The 17,143-nt window shown below is 67.0% G+C and carries 14 protein-coding genes; all 14 read left to right on the top strand.

Annotation, left to right across the window (positions count from 1 at the left end):
- Positions 1–110: 110 nt before the first annotated feature.
- The gene (locus KF745_01490) at positions 111–1,226 is read left to right on the top strand and encodes a hypothetical protein (GenBank protein MBX3357078.1); all 1,116 of its coding nucleotides are present in this window, start codon (positions 111–113) and stop codon (positions 1,224–1,226) included.
- Between the two features lie 15 nt (positions 1,227–1,241).
- Positions 1,242–2,714 (top strand): oligosaccharide flippase family protein, encoded by a 1,473-nt coding sequence (locus tag KF745_01495; protein ID MBX3357079.1) that lies wholly within the window; start codon positions 1,242–1,244, stop codon positions 2,712–2,714.
- A 76-nt stretch (positions 2,715–2,790) separates the two neighbouring features.
- Positions 2,791–4,059, top strand: coding sequence for a glycosyltransferase family 4 protein (locus tag KF745_01500; protein MBX3357080.1), 1,269 nt, complete (start codon positions 2,791–2,793; stop codon positions 4,057–4,059).
- Entirely contained in the window at positions 4,056–5,417 is a 1,362-nt protein-coding gene (locus KF745_01505; protein ID MBX3357081.1) for a hypothetical protein, read from the top strand. Before KF745_01500 ends, KF745_01505 begins: the two co-directional genes overlap by 4 nt.
- Before the next feature lie 122 nt (positions 5,418–5,539).
- Positions 5,540–6,355 (top strand): 2OG-Fe(II) oxygenase, encoded by an 816-nt coding sequence (locus tag KF745_01510; GenBank protein MBX3357082.1) that lies wholly within the window; start codon positions 5,540–5,542, stop codon positions 6,353–6,355.
- A gap of 44 nt (positions 6,356–6,399) precedes the next feature.
- Positions 6,400–7,392: a glycosyltransferase family 2 protein gene (locus KF745_01515; protein ID MBX3357083.1), complete on the top strand. Its 993-nt coding sequence runs from the start codon at positions 6,400–6,402 to the stop codon at positions 7,390–7,392.
- Complete coding sequence (locus KF745_01520) at positions 7,389–8,360, top strand: glycosyltransferase family 2 protein (GenBank protein MBX3357084.1); 972 nt, start codon at positions 7,389–7,391, stop codon at positions 8,358–8,360. The genes KF745_01515 and KF745_01520 overlap by 4 nt, the downstream gene beginning before the upstream one ends.
- A 9-nt stretch (positions 8,361–8,369) precedes the next feature.
- Positions 8,370–9,926, top strand: coding sequence for a hypothetical protein (locus tag KF745_01525; GenBank protein ID MBX3357085.1), 1,557 nt, complete (start codon positions 8,370–8,372; stop codon positions 9,924–9,926).
- Positions 9,927–9,954: 28 nt separating this feature from the next.
- Positions 9,955–11,274, top strand: coding sequence for a glycosyltransferase (locus KF745_01530; GenBank protein MBX3357086.1), 1,320 nt, complete (start codon positions 9,955–9,957; stop codon positions 11,272–11,274).
- Between the two features lie 47 nt (positions 11,275–11,321).
- Positions 11,322–13,259: an asparagine synthase (glutamine-hydrolyzing) gene (gene asnB, locus KF745_01535; GenBank protein MBX3357087.1), complete on the top strand. Its 1,938-nt coding sequence runs from the start codon at positions 11,322–11,324 to the stop codon at positions 13,257–13,259.
- Positions 13,259–14,224, top strand: coding sequence for a glycosyltransferase family 2 protein (locus KF745_01540; protein MBX3357088.1), 966 nt, complete (start codon positions 13,259–13,261; stop codon positions 14,222–14,224). Before asnB ends, KF745_01540 begins: the two co-directional genes overlap by 1 nt.
- The gene (locus KF745_01545) at positions 14,221–15,021 is read left to right on the top strand and encodes a WecB/TagA/CpsF family glycosyltransferase (protein ID MBX3357089.1); all 801 of its coding nucleotides are present in this window, start codon (positions 14,221–14,223) and stop codon (positions 15,019–15,021) included. The genes KF745_01540 and KF745_01545 overlap by 4 nt, the downstream gene beginning before the upstream one ends.
- 424 nt (positions 15,022–15,445) lie before the next feature.
- Positions 15,446–16,231 carry a hypothetical protein gene (locus tag KF745_01550; GenBank protein MBX3357090.1) on the top strand — a complete coding sequence of 262 codons (786 nt, stop codon included), beginning with the start codon at positions 15,446–15,448 and terminating at the stop codon, positions 16,229–16,231.
- Between the two features lie 9 nt (positions 16,232–16,240).
- On the top strand, positions 16,241–17,128 hold the full coding sequence (locus KF745_01555) for an exosortase/archaeosortase family protein (protein MBX3357091.1): 888 nt from the start codon (positions 16,241–16,243) through the stop codon (positions 17,126–17,128).
- Positions 17,129–17,143: the final 15 nt, after the last annotated feature.

Below are 17,143 nucleotides of genomic sequence, written 5' to 3' on the forward strand. Positions count from 1 at the left end.
GAGGTCAGCTAGTTCCCCAAAGGGGGCTCTTCGGAGCCCCCTTTTTCGTCCTACGATTCCTGTCCGTTCCTCACCCCGTGGCCCGCTCCACCCGATAACTCCAGAGCACCATGAACGGCAAGTACACCTCCTCGACAAAGTACGTGGCGGCCCGGGCGAAGCGTGCGGTCCTGCGCACGATGCTCCGCCGTCTCGTGTCGTGGACGCCGCTCGAGGCCCCGCAGCCCGGCTACACGGTGCTCATCGCCTGCAAGTGCGAGATCCAGGGGATGCTCGGCATCAACCTGCGGTTCCTCGCTTCGCAGAATGCCCCCAACCTGCGCGAGGTTCTGATCGTCCTGGACCGCACCAGGGAGGCGGCCGGCCCGGAACTCGAGTCGTCGATCCGGGCCCAGTTCCCGAGCCTCCCGCTGCGATTCCTGTACTACTCCGACCGTCAGGCCAGGGTCGCCGACCGGATCGCGTGGGGCTGGGTGTACTCCTGGCTGTCATGGTCCAAGGGCATCGCCGCCGCCCGGACGCGCTACGTGCTCCTCCAGGACTTCGACGCCCTGCTCCTGGGACCGAACATCCTCGAGGACCGGTTCGCCGAGATCCAGCGCCGGGGCCACCAGTTCCTTGGCGTCTCGTTCTACCAGGGCAACGGGGTGGAACCGACCGACCGCCTCGCGACCACGTTCGAACTCATGTTCGACGCCCAGTTCGTTCGCCGGCAGTTCAAGCCGATCGACCTGTTCAACCACATCACGGTGCACAACGGTCGCAGCGTGGACTTCGACACGCTCCTGTACGCCCAGTCTCGCCACGGCACCTCCTCGGTCCTGCCCATCGACGAGGAGCACATGGTCCACCCGAGCCAGATGATCTGCCAGTACACCGACCTTCACCACCGGCGCGGCTACGTCCCGCCCCTGGCCAACAACCTCCTGCTGATCCCCTATTACATCTACGTTTCCGGCGAGGACACACTCTTCAACCAGCACGCCGCCGCGCTCCGCGACAGCCGCGGCAAGAGCGTCGAGATCTTCGGTCGACCGACCGACTGCTCCCGCCTCACCCCGGTCCACGCGCAGTGGATCACCAAGCAGGCCGGCCGGGTGGAGCGGGCGGTGCACGGGCAGGTCCGGCCCGAGGTGCGCGAGTACTTCGAGATGATCGAGCGGCTCGCCGCGAGTGATCCCGCCGACGCCCCGGCGCGCGGGGACTTCGCGGCTGTTGCGTCGTAACGCCCAGATCGACGCATGACGACGCAAACCCAGAACATCCCGCCGGCCGACGCCATCGGGCCCGAGCCGGACGCACCGCCCCGGGAGCCGCCCGCCCAGAGCGAGCCGCGAAAGTCGCTGCGCCACCACCTGTTCCGCGGGTCGGTCTGGACCTTCGTGGGCTTCGGCGCCGGCAACATCCTCCGCCTCGGCTCCACGCTGGTGCTGACCCGGTTGCTCAACCAGGAAATCTACGGCGAGATGGTCATCCTGTACGTCGTGATGTACGGGCTGGCGATGTTCTCCGACATCGGCTCGGGCCCGGCGATCATCCGCGACAAGCGGGGGGATGACCCGGTCTTTCTCAACACGGCGTGGACGATCCAGGTGGTCCGCGGCTTTCTGCTCTGGATCGTCGGCAGCGCTCTCGCTCTCCCGCTCGGCCTGTTCTACAACCGGCCGGACTTGTACGTGCTGCTCCCGGCGATGTCGTTCACCGCGGCTATCGCGGGGTTTAACTCCACCAAGATGTTCACCTGTGAGCGACACCTCGCCCTCGGGCGTCTGGTGATCGTGGAACTTGGCCAGCACATCGCCGCGATCATCGTCATGATTGCGCTGGCGATCACCTGGAAGAGCCCGTGGGTGTTCGTCTTCGGTGCGATCGCCCAGAACATCCTGAGGAGCATCCTGTCGCACCTCGCGCTCCCAGGCGTCCCCAACCGGTTTATGTTCAACCGCGAGGCGTACCTCCAGCTCTTTCACTTCGGCAAGTGGATCTTCATGGGCAGCGCCCTGTTCTTCATCGCGAAGCAGTCGGACCGGATCCTCATGACGAAGTACGTTGCGGAGACGACGCTGGGGATCTACGGCATTGCCGTGCAGCTCGCCGACACGGGCATCTCGCTTGTCATTCAACTGGCACGGGGAGTTCTCCTCCCGGGGCTTGGCAGGGTGCACCGGGAGAACGAGGAGCGCGTCGCCCAGGCGTTCTACCGGGCCCGGTTGCGGATCAACGCGGTCTTCCTCCCGGCGGCCGGCATGGTCATCACGGCCGGCAACGTGCCGATCGAGTTGCTCTTCAGCAAGGGATGGTGGCAGGCCGGCTGGATGCTCCAACTGCTGGGGATCCAGGCTGCTACGAGGATTCTCTTCGAGCCATGCGAGCAGTGCGTGGTCGCGCTGGGTCACACTCGGTATGTCTTCATCACCCACCTCACCCGCGCCGCCTGGATCGTCTGCGCCATCCCCTTGGGGTGGCACTTCTGCGGCGTCATGGGCGTCATCCTGGCGGTGGCGACCTCGGAGGTCACCGTCGGAGCCATCCTGTACTGGGCCCTCTGGCGGCACCGCGTCCTGAGACCGATGCAGGAGGTCTACTCGCTGCTGCTGATCGCCGCGGGCATGCTCGCCGGTCTCGGGATCGAGTGGCTCTGGCAACGGTACGGACTCGACTTCCGCGAGCAACTCCACGACTTCTTCAGGGGCCTCGTGGCGCGGTGGCGTTGATCTCCGATGTAATCGCCCACCGATGAAACGGGGGCCGTTCGACGTTCGTCCACCTCTCGAATCTGGAGGCCGCGAAGTGCCCCGCCCCTCGAACGACCCGACCAAGCCGCCCAGCGTCGCCCTGTTCTCCCCCGGCTGGCCCGCGGGCAGCGTGCCCAACGGCATCGTGTCCTACACCGCGGCGATCGTTCCGGCGCTTCGTGAGGTCGGCAGCGAGCCGTTTGTCATCACCCCGCGGATCGCTGACGGCTGCCGCGATTCATTCGCATTTGCCGTGGAGGCGGCCTTGCGGCCGCTGGGTTTCCGCGACAAGGTCGCCCGCAAGATCGCCGACCGGTTCGATCCCGGTGCGTGGGACGAGCGTCGCACCGGCCGCGGGGTGGTGGACGTGGTGCGGGGGCTCGCCGACCGGCACGGGGTGCGGATCGTCGAGATGGAGGAGTCGTTCGGCTGGGTCGGACTGGTGGCCCGCGAATCGGGCGTTCCCGCGGTCGCCCGCCTGCACGGACCGTGGTTCCTCAACGGCGCGACGATCGAGCGGGAGGACACACCGCAGTTCCGTCGGCGGGTCCGGCTCGAGGGTGAGGCCATCGCCGCGGCTCCAGGGGTGACGGCGCCGTGCCGGGACGTTCTCGAGCAGACGCGGCGGAAGTACCGGCTGGCTCTGCCGCACGCCGAGGTGATCCCGTATCCCAAGACGCTCGCCCCGGATGAGCACCGCTGGTCGCCCGACGTCAGCGAGCCGGACACGATCCTGTTCGTTGGTCGGTTCGACAACCACAAGGCGGGTGATGTGGTCATCGACGCATTCAATTTGGTCCGCGGGCAGCGGCCTGGCGCGAGGCTCACGTTTGTCGGGCCCGACCGAGGCGTGACCGATGAGAAAGGGCGCCGCTGGTCCATCCAGGAGTTCCTCGCCGACCGATTCCCAGGCGGCGCCGAGGAGTCCGGTGTCTCGATCCTGGGCCTGCAGCCCCCCGCGGCAATTGCTCCGTTGCGGCGCCGGCATGCGGTCACGGTCATCGCCTCCCGGTACGAGAACTTCGCCTACACCGCTCTGGAGGCGATCTCGGCCGGCAGCCCGACCGTGATCACCAACGTTGGGGGCCTTCCCGAGATCATCGAGCACGAGCGCAACGGCCTGGTGGCGCGACCGGGCGACGCGGCCGACCTTGCCGACCGGATCGTTCGGATGCTCACGGACGCGGCGCTGTCCGCACGGCTAGCCCGGCAGGCCGCCGCGGACTGCGAAGCCCGCTACCACCCCAGGGTGGTCGCCCAGGCCACGGTTGACTACTACAACAAGGTTCTCTCGGGCACCCTTGCACACGGGGACTCGGCGTGAACATCTTCGGATACCTGGCGCTCTTCGGCTGGTACGCGGTGATCGTCGCGCTCTTTGCGGTCCTCCCGGCGCGTCGGGCGATTGTGGCGGCGTACGTCGCGGGCTGGCTCTTCCTTCCGAACGAAACGGTGATGATGTCGGGGATCCCGAACTTCACCAAGGGGTCGATCCTGGCCACGGGGGTGCTCGCCTGCGCCGCCGTGTTCGACTTTCGAGGGCTCGCGGCCCTGCGGTTGCGGCTGTCGGACCTTCCGATGGTGGTCTTCTCGCTCTCCCCGCTCGCGTCGTCGTACAGCAACGGCCTGGGGTTCTACGACGGCATCTCGCAGGTGATGTACTACAGCTTCCTCTGGGGCATCCCGTATCTCCTCGGGCGGGCGTACCTGAACGACTGGAGCGCGATGCGGGACCTGGCCGTGGGCGTGTTGCTCGGCGGGGTCGCGTATGTGCCGCTCTGCCTGTTCGAGATGCGGATGAGCCCGATTGTTCACCTGCGCGTCTACGGCGTAAACCCATTTGTCGGTGCGATGGATACCTTCCGCTTCGGCGGGTGGCGGCCGATTGTGTTTCTGTCCAACGGGTTGGAACTGGGGCTCTGGATGAGCGCGGCCACGCTTGCGGGTGTCTGGATGTGGCGGAGCGGGACGATCAAGCGGATCGCCGGTGTGCCCGCGATCTGGGTGGTCGGCGTGCTGGGAGCGACCACGTTCCTCTGCCGGTCGCTCGGCGCCCTGACGCTCCTCGCCACGGGGATGGGCGCGCTGTTTCTGGTCCGATGGACCAGGATCCGCACCATCGCCGCGGCTTTGGCGGTCATCCCGTTCTTCTACATTACGGCCCGGTCCCTCGATCCGAGCACCTGCGGCCAGTTGGTTGATGTGGCGGCGATGATCAACCAGGACCGCGCCGAGTCGCTCCTGTTCCGGATGCAGAACGAGGACATACTGGTCGCGAAGGCCCTTGAGCAACCGTTGTGGGGCTGGGGCGGGTGGGGGCGCAACCGGGTCTACAACGAGGACGGCAAGGACATCTCGATTACCGACGGGTTCTGGGTCGTCATCATTGGAATCAACGGGACAATCGCCCTCGTGGCGGTCTTTGCGGTGATGGCGCTGCCGATGCTGCTGGTGTGGCGCCGCATCCCCGCGGTCTACTGGTCCGCGCCCGCGTGCGCGCCGGTCATCTGGGCCGCGACCATTTCCGCCCTGTTCGCGGTCGATTGCCTGTTCAACGGGATGATCAACCCCGTTTACGTTCTGGCGATGGGCGGGGCGGTATCCGTTACCCGGCGAGGGGTGTTTGGCTCAGCCCGGCCGCAGCCGCGGCAGGGAGGCCCGGCTCGGCGCACGTCCGCGTAAAGGCCCCGCGAAGAGTCTGTGCGGGCTCCGGGGCGCGCGCAGGGGTCGAATCGCTCGCCGTGCACGCGCCATTGAGCCGATGCGATGGTGCTGGATACAGTCTGTCATTCGCGGGAGGCCACATGGTTATTATGCCGTTTGATCGGGATGCGCTGCGAGCCAAGGTCAGGTCGGCGAAGCCGTATCCGTTCTTCTGCCTCGACAACTTCCTCGACGAGTCATTCGCCGAGGAGGTGCGGTGCTCGTTCCCGTCGTTCGAGCAGGCCGAGAAACTCGGCCGCAAGTTCTCCGCGGTGAACGAGAAGAACAAGATCCAGATTACGGATTCGACAAAGTTCACGCCGCCGGTCCTGAGACTCCACGAGGCCCTTGCCTCGCAGGAGTGGCTCGACACGGTGGGTTATGTCTTCGACATGCCCGGGCTTCTGGCCGACGCCTCGCTCGGCGGCGGCGGCATCCACGAGACCGGACCGCGGGGCCACCTGGACGTTCACGTCGATTTCAACGTGCTCGACGAGAACGGCTGGCACCGCCGGCTGAACATCCTCGTGTACTTCAACAAGGACTGGAAGCCGGAGTGGGGCGGGAACATCGAGCTGTGGGACAAAGACGTGAAGGTCTGCCACCACTCGCTCTCGCCGGTCTTCAACCGCTGCGTCATCTTCGAGACCAACGAGATATCGTTCCACGGCGTCTCGGCCGTCAAGTGCCCCGAGGGCAACAGCCGCAAGTCGTTCGCCGCGTACTACTACACCAAGGAAGCCCCGGCGCACTACCCGGGCTTTGCCCACTCGACGATCTTCAAGGCCCGGCCCGACGAGAAGATCAAAGGGAACGTGCTCATGCCGCTGGAGAACGCCTCTCGGGCCGCCAAGGGTGCGTTCGAGTCGCTCAAGAAAGCGGTCAAGCCGCTCATCAAGCCCGACAAGAAGGACTGATCCCGCCGCGGCACAGAGCCCCGCGCGAGACCGGACGCAACGGCATGCCGCTGCTCGTCGTGATCGTCAACTACCGGACCGCCGACCTGGTGATCGACTGCCTCCGGTCGCTCGCGAGCGAGGTCGCCGCGCTCCCGGGGACGCGCGTGGTCGTGACCGACAACGCATCCGGGGATGGTTCGGCCGAGAAGATCCGCGCCGCCATTGATGGGCAGGGGATGGCCGCCTGGGCCCGCGTTCAGCCGCTGGAGCGCAATGGGGGCTTTGCCTACGGCAACAACGCGGCGATCCGCGGGGCGCTCGGCGGCCCTGACGCACCAGAGTTGGTCATGCTGCTCAATCCTGACACCGTCGCACGGCCCGGGGCGCTCACCGAACTGGTGGGGTTCCTTCGGGCCAATCCGAGGGCGGGGATTGCCGGTGGCCGGCTCGAGGAGCCCGACGGGACGCCGCAGTGCTCCGCGCACTGGCTCCCGGGTCCGATGAGCGAACTGGAGCAGGGGGCGCGGACAGGCCCCATCACCCGGCTGCTCGGCCGGTTTCGTGTCTCTCGCGGTGTGAGCGACACGCCGCACCGCTGCGAGTGGGTATCCGGCGCCAGCATGATGATCCGGCGCGAGGTGTTCGAGCGGATCGGGCTGCTCGACGAGGAGTACTTCCTGTACTTTGAGGAGGTCGATTTCTGTCGGCGCGCGGTGGACGCCGGCTACGAGATATGGTTCGTTCCCGGGTCCTGTGTCACACACTTTGAGGGCTCGGCAACCGGGATCGCCGCCGCTCGCCGCCGCCGCGCCGGGTACTGGTACGACTCGCGCCGGAGGTACTTCGTCAAGAGCTACGGCGTGCTCGGGCTCATCGCGGCCGATGCGCTCTGGCTCGTTGGGCGCACCATCCTTCGGGTCCGTCGCCTCGTCGGCCTCGGCGGCTCGACGGCGCAGGACCCGCTGCGGTTCACCCGTGACATCGTGCTCGGCGATCTCGGGGCGGTGTGCTCGGGCAAGGTGTGGTCGATCGATCGCCGGGTGCGACCGTTATGAGTCGCATAGGGGTTGTCGTCATCGGGCGCAACGAAGGGGATCGGCTGGTCCGTTGCATTGAATCTCTGCTCGGACAGGGCGCGCCGGTGGTGTTCGCGGATTCGGGATCGACCGACGGGAGCGCCGAGCGGGCCCGTTCGCTGGGCGCCGACGTCGTCGTGCTCGATTCCTCGGCAGCGCACACCGCGGCGAGGGGACGGAACGCGGGCTTCGCACGGCTGAAAGAAATGGCGGCCGGCGAGCCCCCCGAATACGTCCAGTTTGTGGATGGGGACTGCGTCATCGACCCGGGTTGGCTGCAAAGCGGCGCCGCGGCGCTCGACGCGGATCCCTCGCTCGCGATCGTCTGCGGGGAGTTGCGGGAGAAGGACCGCGACGCCACCGTCTATGCCCGGTTGCTCGACATGGAGTGGCACGGCCCGGTCGGACGAATCGACACCAGCGGAGGCATCTTCATGGTCCGCGCCCGGGCGTTCGATGAGATCGGCGGCTTCCTGGTCGGGCACGCGGCGGGAGAGGAGCCCGACTTGTGCGCCCGTCTCCGGGGTGCCGGGTGGGGAATCGCCCGGCTGGAGGCGAGCATGGGCATCCATGACTCAGGGATGACGCGGTTCTCCCAGTGGTGGCGGCGATCATCCCGCGCCGGATGGTCGTACGCCAAGGCGTGTGCGTCGGGGAGTGTGCAGCGTTCGCTCAAGGGCCGGCTCCGATTGATGATGACCGGGGTCTGGGCCATAGGGCTGCCGCTGTTCGCGCTTGCCGTGACGCTGTTCTCGGCGTGGGTCTGGCCGATCGTTGTCGCGTGGGTTGTTGTCGCGGCGCTCTACGGAACACTGCTGTGGCGGATCTACCGGTTCCGGCGCGGACTCGGGTCGCCGCCGCGGGACGCGCGGCTGTATGCTGCGTTCTGTGTGCTCTCCAAGTGGCCGGAGTTGTGCGGCCAGGTCCGGTTCTGGGCGCGGGGCTGAGGCCGGGGCTTGACGATCCGCTACGCCATCGTCTGCGATCCAAAGTGTCTTAGGCAATGGCATGCGCGCTGCATCGAGGAGTTGCTGGCGGTGGCCGGGCCAACGTGCATCGGCGTGCTGGCGCGCGGGTCACGGGCCCGCCCGGATGGGGCATGGAGCCGGTTCGAGCGGCGGATTGCGAGTGTTCCGGGCAGCGCGATGGCGCCCGCACAAGGGTCGCCAACCAAGGCTCTTGATGTACTCGATGATGCCGGGGTGGCGGGGGCGGACCTGCTCGTGGTCCTGGGTTCGATTGACGACCGGCACCTTCCATCGCCGCCGAGGCTGGGAGTCTGGGCATTCTCTCACGATCGACCCGACTCGTTCCCGGTCGGGCTGGGCCCGATGCTCCGGGGTGAGCATGTTGTGCAGATCTCGCTTGTGCGGATCGATAACGGGTCGACGGTTCACACCGGGGCGAGCGGCGTTATCGCCAAGTCGTACCCGCGCACGCTCGATGCGGCGCTTCTTGGCAGCGCGGGGTTCGCAGCGCGGGCGCTGCGTGAAGCGATGGTGACTGGACAGTGCCCGCGTGTCGACCGGCCGGCAGTCCAGGAGGCCAAGGGCGATCCCGATGCGGCTCTTCCCCAGCTTCGCCGCATGACTCGGGCGGCTCGGATCCGCGATGCGGCGAAGTGGCTTTTCAGGCACGAGCAGTGGGGGGTCGGCGTCGCGGATCGGCCGATCTCGGACTTCCTTGGCGATGGGGAGCTACCGCCGATCCGCTGGCTCCCGCGCTCGCGGCGGTCGCACTTCATCGCGGACCCCTTCGCCCGACGCCGCGGGGACACGCTGTGGATTCTCGTGGAGGAATACGAGGCGCGCGAGGCCCGGGGCGTGCTCTCGATCGTCCAGTGGCGCGACGGGGGCCTCCCAGCCCCACCCCGCCGCGTGATGGAGCAACCGGTTCATCTCTCCTACCCGTTCCTGGTCGACGACGGAGATGAGATCTACTGCATCCCGGAGACCGGCGAGGCGAGAGAGGCGGCGCTGTACCGCGCCGATCCGTTTCCGGATCGCTGGGTGAAGGTCTGCACCCTTGTCGAAGGGCCGGCGCTCCTCGACCCGACTGTTGTCCGGCACGAGGGGACCTGGTGGCTCTTCGGCTCCATCGAGGAACGAGAGCGGGTCATGGCCCTCCACGCGTGGCACGCCGAACACCTGGAAGGCCCGTGGAAGCCGCACGGGCTTAACCCGCTCAAGTCCGACATCCGCAGTTCTCGGCCCGCCGGGACTCCCTTCATGCACGCCGGAAGGCTCTACCGGCCCGCCCAGGACGGCTCGCGGGAGTATGGAGGGGCCGTCGCCATCTGTGAGGTGGAGTCCCTGACTCCGGCTGCGTTCCGCGAGCGGGTGGTCCGGGTGGTGCGTCCGGACCCTCGCGGGCCGTACCCTTGCGGGCTGCACACGCTGTCGGGAGTCGACAGCCAGACCGTGATCGATGGAAAGCGGCGCGTGTTTGTGCCGATGCTGTGTGCTCGGCAGCTCGCAACGCTGGCCAGGAAGGCGTTTGGTGTCCGCGGGTGAAGCGTCCGGTAAGTCGTACTCTCAGAACATGCCAGCAACAGCGCAGGACAATCCGGCACAGATGCGGGCGCACACCGCGGCCGAGCCTGTTCGTTCCGAGGGAGCCGGGACCGCGAGGCGGCTGCGCCTGGCCTATCTGACGAACCAGTATCCGGCGGTCAGTCACACATTCATCCGGCGCGAACTGCTGGAGATCGAGCGACTCGGTCACTCCGTCCTTCGGCTCTCGATCCGCCGTCCGATGTCCAAGATCGTGGACCCGCAGGACCACGCGGAGCAAGAGCGGACGATCACCTGCCTGTCGCAGCCGGCCTGGCGGCTCATTGGGTCGGCGGTGATCGTCGCGACGACGAGACCACGGGCGTTCGTTCGGGCGATCGGGACGAGTTTCCGGGAGGGATGGGGCAGCGGGCGGGGTGTGCTCAAGCGGGTCGCGTACCTCGTCGAAGCGTGCTACCTGTTGCGGACGCTTCGCCGTGAGCGAATCCAGCATGTGCACGTCCATTTCGGCACGAATGCCGCAACGGTGGCACGCCTGGTTCGGCACCTTGGCGGACCGGGCTTCAGCATGGTCTGCCACGGCTCGACCGAGTGGGACGAGCCCAAGCAGCTTGATGTCGGAGGCAAGTGCTCGGAGTGCGTGTTCAGCGTCGGCGTGAGTCGGTACACCGTGTCGCAGATGATGCGGTGGACGCCGCGGAAGCACTGGGATCGCATCCACATGGTGCGCTGCTCCGTGTCCGAATCGTTCTTCGAGGAACCGGCGCCGATGGCCGACGATGCGTCGTCGATCGTGTGCGTCGGCCGTCTCAGCGAAGAGAAGGGGCAGCCGCTGCTGGTGGAGGCCTTTGCACGCGCGCTCGAGCTTGGGGGCGAGGCGACCAGCCGCGCCCGATTGATCTTCATTGGTGACGGGCCAACCCGGCACAACGTCGAGGAGCGCATCGCGCGATTCGGGCTTCAGTCCCGGGTCGAACTCCTCGGCAACCAGCCCGAGGATGAGGTTCGGCGGCGTCTGCTCGCCTCACGCGGCCTCGCCTTGCTGAGTTTCAACGAGGGCCTGCCCGTCGTTCTCATGGAGGCGCTCGCCCTCGCCCGTCCGGTGCTGGCGACCTTTATCGCCGGCGTGCCCGAGCTCGTCAGGTCGGGCGAGAACGGCTGGCTGGTTCCGGCCGGGGATATCGAGGGTTCCGCGCAGGCCATTGTCGAGATGTTCCGCACCCCGGTCGCCCGCCTCCGGGAGATGGGGACGCGCGGGCGGGCCCTGGTCGTCGAGCGGCATGACCCGCGCATCGAGTCCAGGCAGTTGGAGAGCCTGTTCCTGAGGTACGTGCCGGGGTCTGACTAAGGAGACAGGCCGCGCTGCCGAGTCGACTCGCGCTGCGCGGCTCTACGATGTGCGGAATCGCTGCAGCCATCGGACGCCTCGATGACGCCACGATCGCCGGCGTGGGCCGCGCGAACGACGCGCAGGTCCGTCGCGGACCCGATGCGCAGGGCCGCTGGCGGAGCGGCGACGCCGATCAGGTCGGGCGAGGTGGCGTTGATTTCGCGTTCCGCCGCCTCAAGATCATCGATCTCTCCCCGGCCGGTAACCAGCCGATGGTGGACCATGCCAGCGGCAACGTGCTGATCTTCAACGGCGAGATCTACAACTTCCGCGTGCTGCGCAGCGAGCTGGAGGGGCTCGGGCACCGGTTCGCCTCCCAGGGCGATAGCGAGGTCATCCTCAAGGCGTACGCCCAGTGGGGGGAGGAGTGCATCGCCCGGCTGCGGGGGATGTTCGGCCTCGCGATCTGGGATCCCACCCGCCGGAGTGTGCTGGTGGCGAGAGATCGCCTCGGCATCAAGCCGGTGTACTGGTCGCGGGTCGCCACCCGCAATGGGCACGCGGTGCTCATCGCGTCCACGCTCCGGGGCCTCCTAGCCACCGGGCTCGTCTCGCCGCGGCTGGACCGGACGGGCCTGGCGACCTACCTCTGGAACGGATTCGTCGTCGGCCCGGGCACCATCGTCGAGGGTGTCAGCCTGCTGCCCGCGGGGACGACCGCAACGGTCGATATCACGGACCCGAGGATCGAACCTCGCCGCTACTGGTCGATTCCCGCGGCCGTCCGCCGTACCTCTGATGCCACGGCCGCCGCCAGTTCGCTTCAGGAGGCCGTCTCGCAGCACCTGGTCAGCGATGTTCCGCTGGGGATCTTCCTCTCCGGCGGTAAGGACTCAAGCGCGGTGGCCGCGCTCGCCGTTCGCGGATCGACCGCGCCCGTCCGGACCTTCACGATCACGTTCGAGGAGGAGCAGTACGACGAATCCACCTACGCGCGCCGTGTTGCCGAGGCTCTGGGCACCGAGCACCACGAGGTCCCGCTCACCGGCCGGGTCTTCCGGGATGGGCTGGAGGGTGCGCTCGACGGGATCGACCAGCCGACGTTCGACGCCATCAACTCCTACTTTGTCAGCCGCGCGGTCCGGCAGGCCGGGTTGACGGTCGCGGTTGCGGGAACCGGCGGCGACGAACTCTTCGGGGGCTACCGCTCCTTCCGCGACATCCCGCGGGCCGCCGCGTGGGCCCGGCGGCTCAGCGCCGTTCCGGCCGTTGCGATGATGCCAGCGGCTGAGGCGGTCGCCCGGGTCAAGGCGATGTCGTTCGGGCCCTTCCCGCCGCAGACGCGGTGGGGGCGCTTCGCCGATGCGATCGGCACCCGCGGGCGGACCGTGGAGTTATACCAGGTTGCGTACGGGCTCTTCACGCGGCGGTTCCTGCGGCAGCTTGATCCGGAGGCGACGACCCTGGCGCCGTTCGGTCTGCCGCCGGGCCGGCTCGAAGAACTGCGATCGATCGCCTGTGGGCGGGGCCAGCTGGAGGCCATCTCGGCCCTCGAACTGGAGATGTTCCTCGGCGAACGCCTGCTGCGGGATACCGATGCGGCGAGCATGGAGGTCTCCCTTGAGGTCCGCGTCCCGCTCGTCGACCACGAGTTTGTCGAAGCGATGTTCCACCTGGATCAGGTTCGGAGGTTCGAACCTGTCCGCTCAAAGGCACTCCTCTCGGAGATCGCGCTCGGCGACATCCCGCCTGAGGTCTTCGACCGGCCGAAGCGGGGATTTGAGCTGCCGCTGGACCTCTGGTGCAAGGAAGAGCTCCGCGGTCCCATCAGCGATCTGCTGGCCAATCGGTCCCTGTGCGAGTCCGTCGGCATTTCCGCCGACGCGGTGCAGCGGCTGTGGCACGCCTATCAATCCGGCGCTCCGGGTCTGTACTGGTCGCGTGTGTGGAGCCTCTTTGTTCTGCTGTGGTGGTGCCGCCGCCACGGGGTAACGCTCAACTGATGGCCACGACGATGCCCCGCCGTTACGCTCTCATCTCGCCCTGCCGCAACGAAGCGCAGTACATGCGACGGACGCTCGACAGCACGATCGCGCAGACCGTGCCGCCCGCGCTGTGGGTGATTGTGGACGACGGTTCGACGGACGAGACGGCGGCGATTCTGGATGAGTACGCCTCGAGGCACCCCTTTATCCGCGTCGTCAAGCGCCCGGACCGCGGGGTCCGCAGCGTCGGGCCCGGCGTGATCGAAGCGTTCTACGCCGGCCTCGACACGGTGGCGCTCGACCAGTTCGACTATGTGTGTAAGTTTGATCTCGACCTGGAGATGCCACCGGGATACTTCGAGATCCTGATGAAGCGCATGGAGGCGGAGCCCCGCCTGGGCACCTGCAGCGGAAAGCCCTACTACCCGGACCCGGCGACGGGCCGGCTGATCAGCGAGAAGTGCGGCGACGAGATGTCCGTCGGGATGACCAAGTTCTACCGTGTCGAGTGCTTCCGCGAGATCGGGGGGTTTGTCCGCGAGGTCATGTGGGACGGCATCGACTGCCACCGCTGCCGCATGCTCGGCTGGATCGCCGCTTCCTGGGACGACCCGGACCTGCGGTTCAAGCACTTGCGAGCCATGGGTTCGAGCCACAAGGGCATCTGGACGGGCCGGGCGCGGCACGGGTTTGGCCAGTATTTCATGGGCACGTCCCTGCCCTACATGACGGCCAGCGCCCTGTTCCGAATGACCCGCCCGCCGCTGGTTGTCGGCGGGGCCGCGATGTGGTGGGGCTATGTGTCCAGCATGCTCGCGGGGAAGCCGCGATTCGGCGACGCCCCGTTCCGCCGCTTTCTCAACTCCTACCAGTGGCGATGCCTGCTCCGCGGCAAGGCCGCCGCGACGCGGGATCTCAATCGACGGCAGGGGGATCTCTGGCACAAGCGGCGCGGCATGCACGCGGGGACGTCGCCCCAATGATCGCGCCGGATCCACTCTCTGAGCTCTCGTTCATCGAGTTGATGGGCTTCACGCTGCACCGGGTCAGCCTCGCCGCAGCGGTCGACCACATCGCGAAGGCCATTGATCGCGGTCGGGGCGGATGGGTGCTCACACCCAACCTCGACATCATCCGGCGGATCGTGACCGATCCGTCGTTTGCGGCGCTCGTGAGCGGCACCACGCTCCGTCTTGCCGATGGCATGCCCCTGGTCTGGGCCAGTCGTCTGAAGGGGACCCCACTCCCCGAGCGGGTCGCGGGATCAGACATGATCTGGTCGCTGAGCCAGCGCGCGGCGGGGGAGGGGCGATCGGTTTTTCTGCTCGGGGGTAACCCCGGCGCGGCCGATGACGCGGCGAGGATCCTCGCGGAGCGGTACCCGGGACTGAAGATCGCCGGCACCGAGTGCCCGGCACTTGGATTCGAGAGAGATCCCGACGCCATGGCCGCCCTTCAGGCCCGGCTCCTCGGGGCGCGGCCCGACATCGTCTACGTCGCCCTCGGGTCGCCAAAGCAGGAACGCCTGATTCAGGTGCTCTGGCCGGCGATGCCGTCGGCCTGGTTTCTTGGCATCGGCATCAGTTTCAGCTACGTGAGCGGGGACGTGAGGCGGGCACCGATGTGGATGCGCCGGACCGGTCTGGAGTGGGTCTACAGACTCTCACAGGAGCCCGGGCGGTTGGCCAGGCGGTACCTGGTGGAGGGTGTCCCGTTTGCCGTTCGGCTATTCTGGCGGTCGCTCAAAGAGCGACGCCAAGGCACCCTAGTTTCCCTGTGAAAGCCCCTAGTTGTATTCTCCTGAGAAGGTGGAATGCCTGCTTTGGGGGTGGGACTGGACCGGTTATTCGTTCAGGGTGCGCCAGTCTTTGCTCACCTGACTAGGTGGCGCTTCCACTTCGGCCTGCGCGTTGTATAGTTGCCCCTATCAGTGATCGTCTGCCGGCGAGGCCAGGGAGCGGGACCGGTGATGTGGTGAGTTACCGGAACCAGGCCGACATTCGTTGTCAGGCGATGGGAAAGGCAGGATGGCTGTGCGTATCGGTGCTGCGAGTCTTGTGGGGGATTCCTCCGCAACGGAGGCCGGCGGTCGGATTCGACGCGTACAGAGTGTCGTTCTTTTGGCCGGGACGGTGCGCCATACGGATTTGGGCCGGGCGATCAGCCGCTCGCTGGTTGACCTACCAGTCCGTTCCGGCGAGACCGTGCTGACCTTCTGGCGTGACCAGGTCAGCCGATTCGGCGAGCGGTACGGCCTTCAGAATACTCCCTTGCGGGTGGTCGTGGATCGTGCTTCGACGCGCCCGGCGGTTCGCGATGAGGGCGGCCCCTTGGGCGTCGTGATCGAGAACGATGTTGCCGAGTTCCGCGGCACGGGCGGCCTGCTCCGTGACCTTACAGCCGGGTACGAGCCCGATGACTACATCGTGGTGGCCAATGGTGCACAGGTATTGCTGCGGCCGCTCCCCGATCTCATTGAGTTGCTGGCGCAGGCCCTTGGGGACATCAACCTCCTGGCCCATGACGACGGCTCGCCCGTGGGGCTGATGCTCGTGTCGTGCAGGGCGCTCAGGGCGATCAAGGACCGTGGCTTCGTCGACTTCAAGGAGCAGGCGCTGCCCGAACTTGCCAAGTCGTTCGACGTCCGGGTTGTCACCGTCTCCTTCGCCGCGGCCAAGCCGATCCGCAATGCCAGCGGGTACCTCACCGCGCTCTGGCACCTGCACCGCAGCGACGAGGGGCTTCCGGACGAGCCGGATCCGTTCCTTGAGGATTGGTTCGATACTTTCGGCATCATCGAGCCCGGCGCCTCGGTCGATCCGACGGCTCGCATCCACGACTCCGTCGTTCTGGATGGCGCTCGGGTTGGCGCGGGCGCCGTGCTGGTCCGCTCCGTGGTCTGCCGCGGCGGTGTCGTCCGTCCCGGTGAAGTCGTTACGGACCAAGTGGTAGGGGCGGGTACAAAGCTCCGGCGGCTGGTAGGTCGCTAGCAGCACAGCATGAAGCTCAGAGCGGCGGCAAGGAATGGCTGGAGATCGTGGCATCTCGCCCTGCTGCTGGTGTACTGCTCCGCCGGTATCGCGCTCACCTGGCCGGCATGGCGCGACCTGTTTGAGGTTGCGGTTGAGGACGAGGAATCGAGCCACATCCTGCTCGTTCCACTTGTTGCCCTCTGGCTCGCTTGGGTTCGGCGTGCACGATTGCGCAATGTTCGTCCAACCGGCACGATGATTGGTCCAGTGCTCGTCGCTGCCGGATGGATCCTGGGGGCCTTCGGTTTCAATAACGCTTACCAGTCCCTGTGGCAAGCGGGGGCTGTCGTGCTCGTCGCTGGCTGCGCCCTGACGGTTCTCGGGACCGGGGTGCTGTTCCGACTCTTTCCGGCATTCGCGGTGCTCGTGTTTCTGGTCCCGGTTCCCGGCCAGGTCCGAGAGACGATCGCCCTTCCCCTGCAGACGGCGACCGCGGCGACCACCCAGATGGTGCTGGAGGTCTTCGGCGTGGCGGTTGAACGCTCGGCCAACCTGATGATCGTGAATGGCCGCGAGGTTGCAGTCGCCGAGGCGTGCAACGGCTTGAGGATGGTGTTCGCGTTGTTTCTGGTCGGGTACGCGTTCGCCTTCGCCCTGCCGCTTCGCGCTTACGCCCGAGTTCTGGTCATTGCATTCAGCCCGATTGCGGCGACAGGGTGCAACGTCCTGCGCCTCGTGCCTACCGTTCTGCTGTACGCGTATGCCCCGCAGTATGCGGACCGCTTCCACGCGGTCAGCGGCTGGCTGATGTTGCCGGTCGCCTTCGGGCTGCTTCTCGGGCTGATCAGCCTGCTGCGCTGGGCACTAATACCGGTGTCCAGGTACACCCTGGCTTACCAGCCGACGACGGCCTAGAGCCGCCAGAAAGGG

Source organism: Phycisphaeraceae bacterium, from assembly GCA_019636655.1.
Lineage (GTDB): Bacteria > Planctomycetota > Phycisphaerae > Phycisphaerales > UBA1924 > JAHBXB01.

What these genes read in the sequence shown, in the direction of transcription:
- KF745_01490 (MBX3357078.1), top strand. Translation starts at nt 111, where the DNA reads ATGAACGGCAAGTACACCTCCTCGACAAAGTACGTGGCGGCCCGGGCG.
- KF745_01495 (MBX3357079.1), top strand. Translation starts at nt 1,242, where the DNA reads ATGACGACGCAAACCCAGAACATCCCGCCGGCCGACGCCATCGGGCCC.
- KF745_01510 (MBX3357082.1), top strand. Translation starts at nt 5,540, where the DNA reads ATGGTTATTATGCCGTTTGATCGGGATGCGCTGCGAGCCAAGGTCAGG.
- KF745_01515 (MBX3357083.1), top strand. Translation starts at nt 6,400, where the DNA reads ATGCCGCTGCTCGTCGTGATCGTCAACTACCGGACCGCCGACCTGGTG.
- KF745_01520 (MBX3357084.1), top strand. Translation starts at nt 7,389, where the DNA reads ATGAGTCGCATAGGGGTTGTCGTCATCGGGCGCAACGAAGGGGATCGG.
- KF745_01530 (MBX3357086.1), top strand. Translation starts at nt 9,955, where the DNA reads ATGCCAGCAACAGCGCAGGACAATCCGGCACAGATGCGGGCGCACACC.
- asnB (MBX3357087.1), top strand. Translation starts at nt 11,322, where the DNA reads ATGTGCGGAATCGCTGCAGCCATCGGACGCCTCGATGACGCCACGATC.
- KF745_01540 (MBX3357088.1), top strand. Translation starts at nt 13,259, where the DNA reads ATGGCCACGACGATGCCCCGCCGTTACGCTCTCATCTCGCCCTGCCGC.
- KF745_01545 (MBX3357089.1), top strand. Translation starts at nt 14,221, where the DNA reads ATGATCGCGCCGGATCCACTCTCTGAGCTCTCGTTCATCGAGTTGATG.
- KF745_01555 (MBX3357091.1), top strand. Translation starts at nt 16,241, where the DNA reads ATGAAGCTCAGAGCGGCGGCAAGGAATGGCTGGAGATCGTGGCATCTC.